Annotated in this window: 15 protein-coding genes and 3 pseudogenes; 10 read left to right on the forward strand and 8 right to left on the reverse strand. The window is 70.2% G+C overall.

All coding sequences use genetic code 11. From position 1 onward, the window contains the following. Positions 1–548: 548 nt before the first annotated feature. The 7 genes from AB0I98_RS32440 (at position 549) to AB0I98_RS32470 (ending at position 5,257) form a co-directional block, all read left to right on the forward strand. Complete coding sequence (locus AB0I98_RS32440) at positions 549–947, forward strand: SseB family protein (protein WP_362948198.1); 399 nt, start codon at positions 549–551, stop codon at positions 945–947. Between the two features lie 8 nt (positions 948–955). Beyond that, on the forward strand, positions 956–1,300 hold the full coding sequence (locus tag AB0I98_RS32445; protein ID WP_362948200.1) for a rhodanese-like domain-containing protein: 345 nt from the start codon (positions 956–958) through the stop codon (positions 1,298–1,300). 26 nt (positions 1,301–1,326) lie between these two features. Then, a complete protein-coding gene (locus tag AB0I98_RS32450; protein ID WP_362948202.1) occupies positions 1,327–1,668 on the forward strand; it encodes a CBS domain-containing protein in 342 nt (113 codons plus the stop codon). Further along, complete coding sequence (locus AB0I98_RS32455; protein ID WP_362948204.1) at positions 1,665–2,534, forward strand: universal stress protein; 870 nt, start codon at positions 1,665–1,667, stop codon at positions 2,532–2,534. The genes AB0I98_RS32450 and AB0I98_RS32455 overlap by 4 nt, the downstream gene beginning before the upstream one ends. A 328-nt stretch (positions 2,535–2,862) precedes the next feature. After that, on the forward strand, positions 2,863–3,711 hold the full coding sequence (locus tag AB0I98_RS32460) for an FAD-dependent monooxygenase (protein WP_362948206.1): 849 nt from the start codon (positions 2,863–2,865) through the stop codon (positions 3,709–3,711). Between the two features lie 103 nt (positions 3,712–3,814). Then, entirely contained in the window at positions 3,815–4,600 is a 786-nt protein-coding gene (locus AB0I98_RS32465) for a DUF427 domain-containing protein (RefSeq protein ID WP_362948207.1), read from the forward strand. Positions 4,601–4,795: 195 nt separating this feature from the next. Further along, positions 4,796–5,257, forward strand: coding sequence for a hypothetical protein (locus AB0I98_RS32470; protein WP_362948209.1), 462 nt, complete (start codon positions 4,796–4,798; stop codon positions 5,255–5,257). A gap of 79 nt (positions 5,258–5,336) precedes the next feature. Here AB0I98_RS32470 and AB0I98_RS32475 read toward each other — a convergent pair whose 3' ends face one another. Beyond that, positions 5,337–6,083, reverse strand: a complete 747-nt coding sequence (locus AB0I98_RS32475; protein WP_362948210.1) for a hypothetical protein — start codon at positions 6,081–6,083, stop codon at positions 5,337–5,339. 47 nt (positions 6,084–6,130) lie between these two features. Beyond that, a complete protein-coding gene (locus tag AB0I98_RS32480) occupies positions 6,131–6,763 on the reverse strand; it encodes a hypothetical protein (protein WP_362948212.1) in 633 nt (210 codons plus the stop codon). Between the two features lie 185 nt (positions 6,764–6,948). Here AB0I98_RS32480 and AB0I98_RS32485 point away from each other — a divergent pair, with 185 nt between their 5' ends. Then, positions 6,949–8,925 (forward strand): aconitate hydratase, encoded by a 1,977-nt coding sequence (locus AB0I98_RS32485; RefSeq protein WP_362948213.1) that lies wholly within the window; start codon positions 6,949–6,951, stop codon positions 8,923–8,925. A 185-nt stretch (positions 8,926–9,110) separates the two neighbouring features. Then, positions 9,111–9,544, forward strand: a pseudogene (locus AB0I98_RS32490) (IS200/IS605 family accessory protein TnpB-related protein); the annotation flags it as partial. Between the two features lie 19 nt (positions 9,545–9,563). Here AB0I98_RS32490 and AB0I98_RS32495 read toward each other — a convergent pair. Continuing rightward, positions 9,564–10,433: a LysR family transcriptional regulator gene (locus tag AB0I98_RS32495; protein WP_362948215.1), complete on the reverse strand. Its 870-nt coding sequence runs from the start codon at positions 10,431–10,433 to the stop codon at positions 9,564–9,566. Positions 10,434–10,516: 83 nt separating this feature from the next. Between AB0I98_RS32495 and AB0I98_RS32500 the strand changes: the two genes are divergently transcribed. Then, positions 10,517–11,242 carry an SDR family oxidoreductase gene (locus AB0I98_RS32500; RefSeq protein WP_362948217.1) on the forward strand — a complete coding sequence of 242 codons (726 nt, stop codon included), beginning with the start codon at positions 10,517–10,519 and terminating at the stop codon, positions 11,240–11,242. A 585-nt stretch (positions 11,243–11,827) separates the two neighbouring features. Here the strand turns inward: AB0I98_RS32500 and AB0I98_RS32505 are convergent. The 5 genes and pseudogenes from AB0I98_RS32505 to AB0I98_RS32525 all read right to left on the reverse strand — a co-directional run. Further along, positions 11,828–12,493: a methyltransferase domain-containing protein gene (locus tag AB0I98_RS32505; protein WP_362948219.1), complete on the reverse strand. Its 666-nt coding sequence runs from the start codon at positions 12,491–12,493 to the stop codon at positions 11,828–11,830. A 497-nt stretch (positions 12,494–12,990) separates the two neighbouring features. Beyond that, positions 12,991–13,631, reverse strand: a pseudogene (locus AB0I98_RS32510) (leucine zipper domain-containing protein); the annotation flags it as partial. Between the two features lie 16 nt (positions 13,632–13,647). Continuing rightward, complete coding sequence (locus AB0I98_RS32515) at positions 13,648–14,826, reverse strand: Cmx/CmrA family chloramphenicol efflux MFS transporter (protein ID WP_362948221.1); 1,179 nt, start codon at positions 14,824–14,826, stop codon at positions 13,648–13,650. Positions 14,827–15,182: 356 nt separating this feature from the next. Next, positions 15,183–15,377, reverse strand: coding sequence for a hypothetical protein (locus AB0I98_RS32520; RefSeq protein ID WP_362948231.1), 195 nt, complete (start codon positions 15,375–15,377; stop codon positions 15,183–15,185). 134 nt (positions 15,378–15,511) lie between these two features. Then, positions 15,512–16,015, reverse strand: a pseudogene (locus AB0I98_RS32525) (transposase family protein); the annotation flags it as partial. Positions 16,016–16,452 lie beyond the last annotated feature (437 nt).

Here is a 16,452-nt window from a genome sequence, read left to right on the forward strand (position 1 = left end):
CCCGCTCCGCGCAAGCCCTGAGTGACTGTCACCCGGCAAGAACCGGAAAGAAAGTCATGAATCGCGACACCTTCATAGGGCAGGTACGGGCGCGCCCCGGGCTGGGCAGCCGGGGCGCCGCTGAGGCCGCCACCCGAGCCCCTGGAAACCCTCGCCGAGCACATCCCCGCCGCGATGGCGAACAAACTGGTGGCCCAGCTGCCCGCGAGGTTGGTGAACATCTGCGCCGTGTCGCCACCGCCAGTGTCGTGGAAGCTGTTGGCGAAGCCACCGAGGGCGGCGTACTGGACAGGGTCCGTCAGGCACTGGACGACGAACTCGCCCAGCTGCTCTCCGCCGGAAGCACCGGCGGCGTCACCTGACGCCGCCGCATGCGAGACCTCGCGCAGGCGCCGGGAGCCGGTTCGATGGGACGAGTGCGAGGAAGCACCGACGTGCGGTCACCGTGAGGCACATGGCAGGTGCGAGTCCGGGTACTCGGGCCGCCGTACCACGTTCGGGGACAGTGCGATGTCTCTGGGCACGTTCGATGCATCCGAGGACCAACCGTGACCGATTACTCTCCCAATGGTGCCGCGTCCGCCGCTCAGCTGGCCCTGCGTGCGGTTGTCGAAGGCGACGCCGGCGACATGGAACTCGACACCCTCGCCGGCAGCGAAGTGCTGGTTCCCACAGGCGCCGCCACCGGGACGCAGCCTCCCGGGACGGTGAGTCTGCCCGTCTACGAGCAGCAGGACGGCACCGAACTCGTGCCGGTGTTCACCTCGCAGAACCGCATGCGGGAGGCGTTCCCGCAGATCACCGACCACCGGATGATCCTGCTCGGCACGCTCGCCCACGGCTGGCCGTCAGACGAACTGGCGCTCGTCATCGACGCGGGCACGCCGGAGGAGCTGGCCCTGACGGCTCAGGGAGTCAGGGAGCTGCTGGACCGCCGCTTGGACTGAGGTTCGACATGTGCTGGTCATACGGCGGAGGTCTCCTCCCGCAGGGGCCGGCCCAGCTGGTCGCCGATGAGCAGGTCCACCTGCCGGGCGCGCTCCACAGAGGCCTGCGAGACCTGGACCAGCAGGCTCTCGAGCGGCTGGACACGGACCGGCCCGTGATCGTCCACTGCGCCGACGAGCTGTGCGACATGACCGCGTGGGCCGCCGTCCGGCTCGAACAGCTCGGCTTCCGGCAGGTGTACGACTACGTTCCCGGCAAGGCTGACTGGCTCGCGGCGGGCCTGCCGCGCGAGGGACAGGAGGCGGCCACCCCGCTGGCCGGGGACGTGGCGGACGCGAACGTGCCCACCTGAACGGGACCGGGCGCCAGGTATGTGTGGTGGCCGACGCGGGACAGGTGGTTGTCGGTCTCCTCCATCACCGGGTCGCGGCCGCCCGCGCAGAGGGAACCGTCGAGGACGCCATGCGGCCGGGACCGGCCACCGTGCGGGCCGACGAGCCGCTCGTCCCACTGCTGGAACGCATGACGCGGGCCGGCACGGACGCCGTCCTGGTCACCGACCCGGAGGGGCGCCTGCTCGGCCTCCTGGAACGCGAAGACCTCCAGCGGGCCGTGGTCAGGGCCTCTGCCGGGACCGACATCGCATCTGACCAGCGGAGAGGATGGAGTGCCATGTCCCACGGAACGAACCCCGCACGAGCGCATCTGGAGGCACCGTGACCCGCACCGATCGTGACTGCCTGGTCGTCGGCGTCGACGACACGTCGTACTCCTGGCTCGCGGCGGACTGGGCCGCATTGGAGGCGGAGCGGCGCGGCTGTGGGTTGAAGATCGTCCATGCCGTGGGCCGGGGTGTGGACTCCGCGTACGGCGAAGCTTTGGAGCTGGGTCTGACGGAGCGGGCCATGGAGGCGGCCGTTGGCGTGCTCGACGACGCCCGGGCGCGGCTCGCGGTCGGTCATCCCGGCGTGCCGGTCGAGACCGAGCCCGCGCGGGACGATCCGGCCAAGGCGCTGATGAGCGCGGCAGGGGACGCCGATCTGATCGTGGTGGGCACTCGTGGGCGCGGTGGTTTCGCCGAGTTGCTGCTGGGTTCGGTGAGCCGGAGGGTGGCCGCGCATGCCGACCGGCCGGTCGTGGTGGTGCGAGGGGACATGGCGAAAGCCGTCGGCAACGGCATCGTCGTGGGCGTACGCAACGAGCGGGACGAGGAAGCCGTACGGTTCGCGCTCGCCGAGGCGGAGCTGCACCGGGCCGATGAGCGGCTGGTGCACTCCTGGACGCCCCTCGCCCACACCGGCCTTGTGGCAACGCAGGTCAGTCACGTTGAGGAGGAGCGGAACGCCCACGCTCAGCTGCTGAACCACGCCGCGCGTCCCGTCGCCGAACACCCGACGGTTCACGTGGACACGGAGCTGACCGTGGACTCGGCCGCCGCGGCTCTGGTGAAGGCGTCGGAGGGGGCCGGCCTGGTGGTGCTTCCGCGCCACCCGGTCGAGGGCAGGTTCGGGCTGCTGCTGGGCACGGTGGTGCACGCCGTGCTGCATCACGCGCACTGTCCTGTCGCCGTCGTCCCCGTGGGCTGAGAGCTCCGCCGGCACTGCCGTGACAGGTTGTTCTTCATCCGCGGCCCGTCGTGGCTGGTCGCGCCCGCGCGGCGGAGCCGCAAGTCGATACAGCCTCGCGCCCTTTCAGGGTGCTGCAGAACCGCAGTGGACTTCATCCGACCTGCCCTGTGCTGCAGACCTCCCCGACGGTGGTGGTGTCGGGATCGAGGTGCTCGGCGAGCGCCCGGACCACCACATCGCAATCGGTCACGAGCCCGCGGACCTGGTCGCCCTCCGCGACGACGACATCACCGATGTCCTACTCACGCATGAGTAGGGCCACCCGCCCGGTCACCGTCACCGGGTCATGACCTGGTACCGCCACCGCCGGCTGCCCGACGACGTGCCCACGACGCTGGAAGAGGTCCGTGAGGACACCCGCCGCGTCCTGGGCACCGACTTCGGTATGCATGACGCGCGCTGGCTGTCCCGGTTCCACAACGACGAGCGCCAGGTCCCTCATTACCGGCAGGGCCGGGTCCTGCTGGCGGGCGACGCGGCCCACACCCACTCGCCCGCCGGTGGGCAGGGCATGAACGTCGGACTGCAGGACGCCTTCAACCTCGGCTGGAAACTGGCCGCCACCGTGCGTGGCCGCGCGGACGATGCGCTGCTGGACAGCTATGAGGCCGAACGCCATCCGGTCGGTCGGCGCGTGGTGCACCTGACCGGGGTGCTCACCCGGATCGTCCTCCTGCGCACCGCGCCCCTGCGCGCGCTGCTCGGCGCCACCGTGATGCGCGTCGGACCCGTCGCCGACACCGTGGCGGGGGCGCTGTCGGGGATCGCGATCCGCTACCCGGCCGGGCCCGGCGCGCACCCGTCGGCCGGGGCACGGGCACCCGACCTGCCGCTGTCCGGCGACACCATGCCCGGCCGGCTCTACGAGGCACTGCGCACCGGAAGGTTCGTCCTGCTGGCCACCGAGCCCCTGGAGGCGTACGCACGAGAGGAGGAGGCATACGACGCGGACGTGCACCGGGTGGCCGAGGAACGCGCGGCTGCCGTACCGCCGTTGGTTCTCGTACGACCGGACGGCTATATCGCCTGGGCCACCGAGCAGCCCGATCCCACCCGCCGTGGTCACGAACTGGTCGCCGCACTGGAGCACTGGTGCGGGCGCCGAGCCCGGCATGCTGCCACTTCCGCCTCGTGAGAGGAACCCGGGCCGGTGTGGGGTGCGGCCTCGCGGGTACCGCGCACAGGATGCGGAACGCGCGGGCCTGCGCGTTCAACCGATCAATGTCGGGGAGGCGACGATGACTCTGACGCTCGGCAGGGGGCCGTTCGGGCCCGGCGGCGGCGAGTTCAGCTCCGGCCCGCCGCCCGAGAACTGGTGGTACGTGGAGGACTGGCCCCGGCGCATGCGGGCGGTGCTGGCCGGCCGGACGGTGCTCGACAGCCGACGCGGGAAGGTGCTCTACCGCCGCGGTGAACCGCCGCGGCACTGGTTCCCGCTGGCCGACGTGCATACAGACCTGCTCGTCCCGGCGGACGACGGCCGCACCGGCGAGGGGCCGGACCGCTGGAGCGTCGTCGTGGGCGACCACACGGCGCCGGAAGCGGTCACCGGGCCGCCCGGCAAGCAATCGGACGCGCCGGCGCTCCAGGACCACGTGACGATCGACTTCGCCGCGATGGACCGCTGGTTCGAGGAGGACGAGCCGCTCTACGCCGGTCCGCGCGACCCCTATCACCGGGTGGACGTCCGCGCGGCCTCACATCATGTCCTGGTGCGCCACAAGGACATCCCGCTGGCCGAGACCCGACGCCCGAAGTTGCTGTTCGAGACCGGGCTGCCGGTGCGGTACTACCTGCCGTTCGCCGACGTGGACCTCGGGCTGCTGGAGCGGAGCGGGACCGTCAGCGAGTGCCCCTACAAGGGCGACGGGCAGCACTGGCACCTGGTGGCCGGCGGCGGCCGGATTCCCGACGCCGCCTGGAGCCTGCCGCACCCGTTGCCGGAGGCCCTCCCCGCCGCGGAGCACATCTGCTTCTACGGCGAGAAGGTCCATGTCGAGGTCGACGGCGAGCGCATCCGCTGACCGGCCGGCCAGGCCCGCCGGGGCGCTCGCGCTGTCCGCGGCGCCGGTCCGTGTCGACCTGCCCGGCGCGGACCGCCGTAAGAGATGGCTTCAGGCGAGGCTGCGCCACATGGTGTTTGCGCGCTTCCCGGTCAGGCCACTCGTGCTGTTCGACCTGCTCGTAGTCCCCAGTCCCGTTCGGGGAGGCGCACAGCGATGGCGCGCATACTCGTCAAGGGTGATGACCTGGTCGTACGGCTGTCCTGGTGGGAGAAGGCGGCCGTGCACCACCGTGATGTGCGCGTGCCGTTGGCGGCGGTGCGCCGGGTGACCCTCGAAGGGGACTGGTGGCGGGCCCTGCGCGGCCTCCCCGAGCGTGGTGTCTGTGTTCCCGGCGCCGTGTGCCTCGGCAGGCGCGGTCATCAGGGCGGGAAGGACTTCGTCGCGGTACGGCCGGGCAGGCCCGTGGTGTGCGTCGAACTGGGGCCGTCCGCCCCCTTCCGGCTTCTCGCCGTCGCCGCGCGTGGGGAGGAGGAGGCCAGGGCGACGGTGGGGAAGCTGGACCGGAGTGCACCGAGCATCGACACATCCACGCCCTGGCGGCAGCCGCTGCCCGTGCCCGAGGAATCGGACGGAAGCTCTGCCGGGACGCCCGTCCTGGAGCAGGGGGACCGGTGAACGACAGCGGTTCGGTCGGGCGGCGACGGCATCGTGATACGTGGAGGCGAACGCATGCGCTGCCGGAACCGTGGACGGCTCAACGCCACTCGCCCTTTGTCAGCGGTTCCGTGGGGTGCTTCTCGCGCGGCACGTGCAGGCGGCGGAAGATCTCCGCCGACTCGACGTCCTCGGCCTCCGCGTCGAGCCGGACGTCCAGCTCCTCCTCGACGTCGTGGGCGGCGCCGATCAGCACGAACTCGATGCCCTCCTGGTCGAGCAGGTCCGGATCGGCGCCGGTGAACCGCCGTCCCTCGAAGCGCTCCTGCTGCCGTTTCGGTAGATCGGCCCGCTGCCGCGGGTGCAGACCGGCTCCGGCCGGTGCACCGGCCTCAGGATTCTTGACGGCGATGATGTAGCTCGCCTCGGGCTCGATGGTCAGTTCCTCCTGGACGTCGCCGGGCTGTTCGGGCAGTTCGAGCTCATAGGTGAGATGCGTGTGGTCCCCGTGCCGGACGAGCGCGTAGCGGCCTTCGCCCGCCGGCCGAGCCTCGGGCTGCGTCCGCTCGCCGCGCGTCTGCGTGTCGTACGTTCGCCCCTCCAGGTCCGCTACGAGGGTTTCCGGCCGGCCGGTCACCTCGTCGACGAAACCCCAGAACCGCTCGTGCTCCTCGGGCCGCGGCAGGTGCTTACGGCCGAGGACGAGACGGCGACTGCGCCTGCCGCGGGAAGGCTGGAGGATCACGAACAGACGCTGGATCTCTTCGATGCCGTGAACCCGCTCCTGCTCCACTCGGGGCCGGTACGTGAAGTAGATGTCGCCGCGCTCGATGACATTGCCCGCCATGATGGCTCGCCGCCCTTCGTACGCCGGTGGCCGGCGAGTACCCGTTCTCATGAGGCCGGCGCAGGATCGAAGGGCAGGGAGTACGTACGGCCTTCCACACCCCATTCCCCGCCGGGCGGCTTCGCTCCGGCATCGATCGCGCGCAGGCTGGGGCGGCCGATATGGGCGTAGACCAGGCGCCGCACTCCATGCCGCACGGCCTGCTCACCTATGGAGCGGACGCACGCGTGGCCACCCACTCCGCCCCGGAATCGTATGGGCCGCTCCCAGGCGGCCGCCTCGGCGAACATCAGGTCCGCCCCGCCGGCCCAGGCCGGAAACTCCCAGAACTCCGGTGCCCAGACAGCCACCGTGTCGCCGACCTCGATGCGGTATCCGTACGCAGGGTGCGAGGTGTGGACCACCGGACGGCAGCGCACCAGAGCCTCGCCGATCCGCAGATCGCCGGCGAGCATGACGGCCCCGCGCGAGTCCGCCGTTCGCCGCAGTACCGACCGCAGCTCGGACTGCTCGTCGGTGACCAGCCACGCGTCCAGCCGCCCGGATGGCGGCTCGGCACCGGGCCCGCCGTCGAAGGCCACCCGGTGCCCGGCGCACCGCAGCAGTAGGCCCGCCGGGGCGAACCGGGGTGAGTTCATCGCCCCCACACCGAGGAGCGTCAGCCGCAGCCAGTGCCTCATCGGACCTCCCGAGCTCCTTGCCCAGGTCCGGCCGGGGAAGGCGCCTTGCCCTCGTCGACCTCGCGGCGGTGTTCCCGTGCCCTGTCGCGGGTACCCGTCCGCTCCGCCCGCTGCCCACGCTCGAAGAGGCTGCCGGGCGAGCCGGCGGTTCGCCCGCGCGGGGCCAAGGACGAAGGGTGGAAGACGTGACGCGTTCGCACGGCACACTGGCGCACCGGCTCATCGCCGACCATCTCGTCGAGGGTCGGATGGCACCCGGCCAGGAGATAGGGCTGCGAATCGACCAGACGCTCACCCAGGACGCGACCGGCACGCTGGTGATGCAGGAGCTGGAGGCACTCGGTCTGGACCGGATCCGTACCGAGGTCAGCGTCCAGTACGTCGACCACAACCTGCTCCAGGCGGACGAGCGCAACGCCGAGGACCATGCCTTCCTGCGCTCTGCCTGCCGCCGTTTCGGGATCTGGTACTCCAAGCCCGGCAACGGCGTCTCCCACCCCACCCACATGCAGCGCTTCGGCGCTCCCGGCAAGACGCTGGCCGGGGCCGACTCGCACACCTGCGCCGCAGGGTCGCTCGGCATGCTCGCGCTCGGCACCGGTGGCCTGGAGGTCGCGCTGGCCATGGCAGGGCGGCCGCTGCACGTGACCATGCCGGAGATCTGGGGGATCCGCCTGACCGGCCGGCTGCCCGAGTGGGTGAGCGCCAAGGACGTGGTCCTTGAGCTGCTGCGGCGCCACGGTGTGAAAGGGGCGGTCAACCGGATCCTGGAGTACCACGGCCCGGGTCTGGAGCATCTGACCGCCATGGACCGGCACGTCATCGCCAACATGGGCGCCGAGTTGGGGGCGACGGCCACCGTGTTCCCCGCCGACGCAGCGGTGCGCGACTTCCTGCGCGCCGAGGACCGCGAGGGCGACTTCCGCGAGCTGGCCGCCGAGCCGGACGCCGTCTACGACCTGACCGACGAGATCGACCTCGCCTCCCTCGAACCGCTCATCGCCCGCCCCACCTCGCCCGGCAACGTCGTACCGGTGCGCGAGGTGGCGGGCGAGCCCGTCGGGCAGGCCGTCATCGGCTCCTCCGCCAACCCCGGGCTGCGGGACTTCGCCGTGGCCGCCGCGATCGTCGCAGGCCGTCAGACCGACCCGGCCGTCAGCTTCGACGTCAATCCGACCTCCCGCGAGATCCTCGCCGACCTCACCAGGATGGGCGCCACCTTCGACCTGATCGCCGCCGGGGCCCGCATCCACCAGGCCGGATGCCTCGGCTGCATCGGCATGGGCCAAGCCCCCGCCGTCGGCCGCAACAGCCTGCGCACCTTCCCGCGCAACTTCCCCGGCCGCTCCGGCACCGATCAGGACGCGGTCTGGCTGTGCTCCCCGGAGACAGCCGCCGTCTCCGCCCTCACCGGCGAGATCACCGACCCCCGCGACTGGGCCGCCAAGGAGAATGTGCCCTGCCCGCGGCCGCGCCTGCCCGAGCACGCATCCGTCAACCGCGCCATGCTGGAGCCCCCGCTGCCGCCCGAGCAAGCCGCCCGTATCACGCTGGAACGCGGCCCCAACATCTCAGGCCTCCCCGACTTCGACCCGCTGCCCGACGCTCTGGACGGCCCGGTCCTGCTCAAGTGCGGGGACAACGTCTCCACCGACGAGATCTCACCGGCAGGGGCAAAGGCACTGCCGTACCGCTCCAACATCCCCAAGCTCGCCGAGTTCACCTTCACCCGGATCGACCCGGCATACCCCCGGCGCGCCGCCGATCTGGCCACCGAGGGCAGGCCCGGCCGTCACTTCGTCGTCGGCGGGGAGAACTACGGCCAGGGCTCCTCTCGCGAGCACGCCGCCATCACCCCACGCCACCTGGGGCTGCGTGTCGTCGTCGCCAAGTCCTACGCCCGCATCCACTGGCAGAACCTGACCAACTTCGGCGTCCTGCCGCTGGAGTTCGACGACCCCGGCGACTACGACCGCATCGACGCCGGCGACCGGCTACGACTGAAGAGCCTCCACACCGCGCTCGCACCCGGAGCAGACCGCCACCTGCGGCTGCACAACACCACCAAGGACGAGACCTACCCGGTCCACCACCACCTCTCCGACGGCCGCCGCCGCACCGTACTCGCCGGAGGCACCATCGCTGCCCTCGCCCGCCACTGATCCGGCTCCTGTCGCGGCCCGGCCGCCGATGTCACCGAAAACAGCCGACGTCGAGCACTTCCACCACGGCGTCTTGGACCGCGCACACAAGCCAGCACCCCTCACCGAAGGCCGCGGCCAGCTCCAGGACCTGTGCCTCCTCGTCCTCGGCGACAGCGATGACGAGCGCGATGATCTCCTAGTGCATGCCGACCGGCAAGCTCCGCGCCCGGCTGGCCTCCATGGCCGACGCCAGAGGTATCGCGATCATCGCCGTGGACCCGTCCTACACCAGCATGTGGGCGCCCAGCACTGGCAAAAGCCGATGACCGGCCCCACCCGTAAGACCACCCGGCATGATGCGGCCGGCATCGCGATCGGACGACGCGCCCAGGGACACTCGATCCGGCGACGGACGACACCGCCCCGTGGACACCAGAGCGATGTGCACGGGCATCGGATCATCCAGGCCGACCGGTGTGTCCCCGGGCGTGAGGGACCCCGCCCCCGCATCCCCGGACCACGGACACGATCCGTGCCGCCGGACGCGGCGAGTACGCGGGCAACCAGGACATCCAAAACCGTTCGGGATGCCCGCAGTGACCAGGAATGGGTCCAAGACTCACTTCTGCTCACTGATCAGGAACGGTTTGGCTGTGTCACGCAGGCAGTGGGGCGTTGCGGAGCTTGGCCGCTGAGCGGACGAGTGATGCGACCGCCTGGGAGCGGCTGCTCGGTGGCCAGGCGATCACCGTGGTGACGTCCGGCGCGTCGATGACGGGCACGGCGACGTGTTCGGGCCACTGCCATGCACGGCTCGAGGCAGGGATGACGAGCAGCGTCTTGCCGAGGGCCACGAGTTGAGCGAGCTTCGACTGGGTGCGGACCTCCGGTCCGGGCCCGTCCGGGTAGGACCCGTCGAGCCTGGGCCATCGGGCGATCGGCAGGTCCGGCACGTCGCGGACGTCCGCGAGCGTGAGCTGATCGCGTGACGCGAGCGGATGCCCCGCGGGAAGGATCGCGACCTGGCCTTCGACGCAGAGGTCTTCGGTGTCGAACCCGGCGAGGTCGTCGTACGGGTGATGCATGAGTGCCACGTCGGCTTGCCCGTCGCGCAGCAGCCGTGCCTGCTCGCCGACCTCGCACAGGAGGACTTCGACCGGTGCCGCACCGGGTTCGCTCGCATGCGTGTCGAGGAGTCGTCGCAGCAGTTCGTGGGACGCCCCGGCCTTCGTCGCGAGCACCAGCTGCCGCTTCGGATCCGCTGCGCGCCGCGTCCGACGCGCAGCGGCCGTGACCGCGTCGAGGACCTCTCTGGCCTCGCGGAGCAGCACCCTGCCGGCATCCGTGAGCGCCACGCCGCGACGGTCCCGGTCAAGGAGCTGGACGCCGAGCCGCCGCTCCAGCTGGCGGATTGCGCGCGAGAGCGGCGGTTGTGCGATGCCGAGCCGACCGGCGGCGCGTCCGAAGTGCAATTCCTCGGCGACAGCTACGAAGTACCGGAGCTCGCGGGTTTCGAGATCGTCCACGCGAGCAGCCTATCGACTGATACCTGGTGAGTATCACAGCTGACTGATCCGGTATTGGACGACGAGTGCGGGGCTCGCCGAGCATGGATCGAGTGAACGCCACGAAGACCGCGCTGGTTACCGGCGCGAACAAGGGAATCGGTTTCGCCATCTCACAGGGCCTCGGGACGCTCGGCTTCAGGGTCGCGGTGGGTGCTCGCGACGATGCCAGGCGCAAGGAGGCCGTCGAGCGCCTGCGTGCCGAAGGCGTCGACGCGTTCGGGGTCGCCCTCGACGTCACCTCCGACGACAGCGTCGCCGCGGCGGCGGCAGCGATCGAGCAGTCGGCAGGGCGGCTCGACGTGCTCGTCAACAACGCCGGCATTGCTGGCCGAACCGACGGTGGCGCGCAGGATCCGACGACGCTCGATCTCGACGTCGTCCGCACCGTCCTCGACACCAACGTGTTCGGGGTGGTTCGGGTGACGAACGCGATGCTCCCGCTGCTCCGCCGCGCGCACTCGCCGCGCATCGTCAACATGTCGAGCAACATGGGCTCGCTGACGCTGCAGACCGGCCCGATCATGGCCGCGTACGCACCGTCGAAGTCGATGCTCAACAGCGTCACGGCACAGTACGCCCGCCAACTCTCCGACACGAACGTCATCGTGAACGCCTGCTGCCCCGGCTACGTCGCGACCGACTTCACCGGCTTCAACGCCCCGCGCACACCCGAGCAAGGCGCCGCGATCGCCATCCGGCTCGCCACCTTGCCGGACGACGGACCGCGCGGAGGCTTCTTCGACGATGAGGGCGTCGTCCCCTGGTGAGCCAGGATGCCGGTTCGGCGGGACTTCGTGCCCTTCTTGCGCCGGGCGGGTCGCGTGAATGCCGGGCCTCACCGGCCAAAAGGTGCGCTCGATGTCGAAGCGTCGGAGGAACGACTGCCGACAGCGGTCGACATCTGCGGAGGTGGTTGCCGCATCGGCGTCGGTCCCTGACCACCACAGCCAGACCGGTTGGTTCACCCCGCCCGCCGGGTCAGCCGGGGCGTGCAGCCGTGGCACTTCACTTCGGCGCGCTCGCTGTGGCAGCGGGTCTCCGCGACTCGTGCTCGATCTCACCTACAACGACGCACAGCTTGCGGCCCTCTCTGCACGCCGCCGAGGATCCGCGGCACTGACCTGCGCCTGACCACAGCCACATAGCCCCTGGCGCCGCCGCCCGTGAACACTCGCCCGGGCGGCGGCGCACCTGCGTACATCGGGCGACCGCCTCGAACTGGCCCGCACCCACGCCGACTTCGCCGCCGCTCCCGGTCTTCCCGCTGCCTCCGTAACGACCGCGACCTTCCACCAACGCGCCCGCCACGATCACCAAGGTCCCGAGCTGGTGAATCAGCCGAGACCGCCGTATCAACTCCCGGCATCGGGTTTTTGGGCCAGGAAGCTGGCGACCGTCCTCTTCGCACCGCCGCCCGGTGCCTGTACGAGCCGCGCGGTGACGACGAGCCCGGCCTGCTCGAGCAGTTCGGCAAGCTGGTCCGCGGGCTGCAGATACGACGTGAACGACACCGGATGACCGCCGTATGCCGTATCCGGCCGCAGCCGCTCACCGTCTCCCACGTATCCGGCCATGAACAGCCGGCCCCCGGGTGCGAGGGTGCGGTGGAACTCGGCGAACACGGTCGGCAGCAGTTCCGGTGGCGTGTGATGGGTGGAGTAGTAGGCGAGGATCCCCTCAAGCCCACCGTCCTCGAGCTCGAGCGCGGTCATCGACCCCACCAGAAAACGGAGCTCCGGATAGGCCTCACGGGCCACTTCGACCATCCTCGGCGACACATCGACACCGAACGCAGGCACGCCCAGCCCGGCCAGATACGCCGTCACCTTCCCGGGCCCGCACCCCAGATCCGCGACCGGTCCCCGCCCGCCGCCGCCCTGCATCAACTCGGCGAAGGCTCCCAGCATCGCCCGAGACAACGGATCCAACTCACGCGGGTCCGGGACGCGTTCGGTGTAGGCGGCGGCGACGGTGTCGTACGACTCCCGGACAGCAGTGAGGTAGGACGGCTCAGTCATGAAGCGAATCTAGGGGACAGCACTGACACCGGCCCGCCGCGGCGTTGGTCGCGAGCTCCGGTGATCACTGGGCCGTGTGCCGCGCAGCCGCTTGAACGCCACACTCAGCGCGAAGGCGTTGGCGTAGCCCACCTTCCCCGTCATTGAGCCACTCAGGGAGGGCAGGGACGAGTACGTCTCCGACGGCGTGCAGCGTGCCCTTGGTCGCCCGCCGCGGACCTTCGCAGAATTTGCCAAGTTCACTGCTGCCGAAGGCGGTTGGCTAGCCTGACCGTCTCACCGAGACGGGCGTGAGCGGGCAGAATCCGCAGTGCCCGAGGCTGTCGCTTCCCTGTGCGCCTGCGGCTGTCGCCGCCGGAGCGTCTCGCGTGCTGAAGGCTTATCCAGCGGCCTTGACCGGGAGTGCAGGCACGACTGCGACGAACTCCCGGAACAGACGGCCCCCGAGTCCCTGCTTCCCTAACCTCTGCTGGTACGCACGAGATCAGGGAGCGCTCGAAGACTGCGGCGCGGCTAAGGAACGCCACGGTGGTGGCGGCCTTCTCATCGGGAAGGGCTCGGTGTGGGCCAAGCGGGAGAATCCGTCGACGGCAGAGTGCAGGTAGACGTACCGCCCTTGGCGCCACCGGTCTTCGCGCGCTGCGCGGCCCTGGCCTGCTCGGAGCCGCGTCCGTGGCCCGCCACCCGCCGCCGTCGGGGATCCGTCCGACCTTCTTGACGTCCAGGTGGACCATGTGGCCCGGGTAGCGGGCCACGATCCGTTTCGACGGGCGCCTGTTGGCCGAGCCGTCGGGTCGAGGAACCGGCGGTGGTTGATGCCCAGGCGCGCCAGCCACCGGCCTACGGTTGCGCTCGCTGATCTGTACTCCCTGGCCTGCGGGTTCGAGGGTGGTCCGGCGGGCGGACCACTTGTTGTCCCGCCGCGACCGCTCGATCCGTTCGACGACATCGGGTGGGGTCTGGGTCGGTGAGGATCGCGGGACGCTTGGGCGGTCCTGCAGCCCGACTTCGCCGTGCGTGTCGTACCGGTTCTTCCACTTGGACAGGCAGGCGCGGGAGACACCGGCCTCGGCGGCTCGTGCGCGATCGGACGGGTGCGGCAGCGCTCCACGAGCCTTCGGCGTCCCTCGATGTTCAAGGGGCGTTCGCATGTGTCACCGGACCACCTCGGTGCTCCGGTCGGCCGTGATGGCGGTGAGGAGGGGGAACGCGATGAGCAGCGCGACCGCGACGAGGAGTCCGCTTGCCCAGAGCGGCCCGAGGTCCCCGGCTTCGGTGCTGAGGGTGGCCGCAGCGATGACGGGGCCGACGGCGGCGCCCACGTTGAGCGCCGCGGTCGCATACGAGCCGGCCATGGTGGGGGCTCCCGCGGCCTCGTAGAGGACCCGCGTAATCAGCGTGCTGCCCAGCGCGAATGACAGTGCGCCCTGCACGAACACGAGGGTGAACAGGGCGACCGGCTCGTTGGCCAGCATCGCCAGGGCCGGCCAGCCGATGAGCAGCAGCGGGCCGCCGACTGCGATGACTGGACCGGGACGCCGGTCGGACAGTTGGCCGGCGACGGTGACGCCCAGGAAGGATCCGGCGCCGAAGAGCACCAGTGCGACAGAGATCCACAACTCGTCCAGCCCGGCGCTGTCGGTCACCACGGGGGCGAGGAAGGTGAGGCTTCCGAAGGTTGCCGAGTTCACCAGCGCGCCGAGCAGCATCACCAGAATCAACCGCGGCCGTGTGAGCTGGGCGAGCTCCGCTCGCAACGCTGGCCTGCCAGTCGACTCATCCTCATCACGTCCTGCTGGGATGCCCTTCAAGATGCCGAGAGCTGCAGGCAGGCAGAGAGCGGCGACAGCCCAGAATGTGGCCCGCCAGCCGAGCAACGTGCCGAGCACCGAGCCGCCAGGGACACCGGCGATCGTGGCCACCGTCGTGCCTGACAGCAGCACGGCCAGCGCACGTCCCTTCTTGTCGGGTGAGACCAGCGTGGCGGCAGCCGTCAGAGCGACGGCAAGGAACCCTGCGTTGGCAAGCGCGGCGACGACCCGGGTGGCGAACAGGACCGGGAAGCTGGTGGTGATGGCGCCCACGGCATGAGCTGCCGCGAAAGTGAGGATGAAACCGAGAAGGCTGGAGCGCCTGGGCCAGTTGCGGGCAAGCGCGGCCACAAGGGGGGCACCGACGATCATGCCGACCGCGAAGGCCGAGGTGAGCGTTCCGGCTGTCCCGACTGTGACATCGAGGTCTGAGGCGATGTCCGGCAAGAGGCCGGCGAGCATGAATTCCGAGGTGCCCATGGCGAAAACCGCCATGGCAAGCAGGTACAGCGGGAGAGGCATCGAGTGGCTCCGAGGTGAGGAGAAGCACGAGAAGGTCATCTCGTCACCGCGGCCAGCCCCAAGGGCTCACTCGCCCGGCCGCAGAATGCGGCGCGACGACAGGGCTACGAGCTCAGTGGTTCAGGGGGCTGACGGCGTGACCGAAAGCCCCCACCTTGTCTGACTCAGGACTCGACATGGCCCGCACGGTACCCGACCGATGCCCGTCGAAGCATCTTGGTTTCACTGACATCGGCCTGTGTCACCAACGTCATGTCCCGCGACAACTAGCGCGTTGTCGTAGGCATCCCCCTAGTGCTGACGAGCTCGTGCATGGTTGGCGGTGAGACGTCGAGGACTGCGGTGGGGCTCGGAGTTCACGTCTGCCGTGCCGATTTCAGGTCCGTGACCTGTTGGTGGGACAGCAGGCCGGCGATGGCTTGGACGGTGTCGCTCATGTGCTCGCGGCGGCCGAGGTGGCGTGCGAGTACCCGCCAGTTGTTGAGGTGTGCGATGCCGTGCTCGACCCGGATACGGCGTGAGGAGTGCGCTTTGCGCTGGCGCTCGTGCATCTCCTCGTACCAGTCCGGGGCGTTCTTCTTGAACTTGCGGTGCGGTGGTTCACGACGCGTCCGCCGGTCTGTGCGCGCAGCCCCTGGTAGCCGGCATCGGCGAGGACCTCGACCGCGGGCCCATCGGCCAGGAGCTTGACCAGCCCCAACTGGCGGGCGTGTGTGATGTCCGCGCAGCTTCCGGGCTTGGTCGGGCTGCAGAACAAGCCCGGCCGTCCTCGTCCGTGACCGCCCATGCATTTGACGGCGTTCTGCTTGTTCTTGCCGGAGATGAACTTGTCCCGGTCCTTGCGTCCTTGGGCCGGCCGCCGGACTCGGATCTCGGTGCCGTCGATGGTGCCTGTCTTCCCGGTTGCACCGAGATGGTCGACGACCTCGGCCAGGCTTCGCAGCCGCACGTCGGGGCTGATGGGTGCACCCCCGCTCGGCGAGCAGGGGTCGCACCTCGCCGACAGCCCGGTGATGGTCGAGCGGTCCACCCCGAACCAGCAGGCCAGCACGTCGTGGGTGGCCACGTGACGGAGATGGACCGGGGTGGCCAGTAGCCGGTCGACGAACACCAGTTGGTGCTTCGCCCAGCACCTACGGCCCGCTTCCGTTGCCGGGATACGAGCCTGGCCTAGTGGCGCTCGTGCCACAACGGGCCGATCTCGGCGACGAGTTCAGCGATCACGTCGGCCGTCCCGGCCCGTAACCCGCCGGTTGCTCATGATCACTGCACGAGTCGCGTTCCTCACCACATGACCATGATCAACGATCAAGAGACCGACGTCTCCCCGCCAGCCATGCACGAGCTCGTTAGCCTCGATCTTGCGTGACGGTCCGCCGACGGAGTCGGTGGGCCGTTTTGCATTCCCTGCGGGTTGATGGGCAGGCCGAGGGCCCGGCTTTCGTGTCGGGTGGGCGCCGGGTTCCACTGCTCCGGGCTGGTGATGCTGCTCGTTGGGACGGGGAATCTACTGGTCAGCCGGGGTTCGGCTGTCGGGCGAGCCGTTCGAGGGCGGCGGTGATGTGGCTGGTCCAGGGCCAGTGCCGGGCCAGACGGAGGATCCGTCGGCGGCCGGTAGTGACGAGT

Origin of the sequence: Streptomyces sp. NPDC050211 (assembly GCF_040656035.1) — a bacterium.
GTDB lineage: Bacteria > Actinomycetota > Actinomycetes > Streptomycetales > Streptomycetaceae > Streptomyces.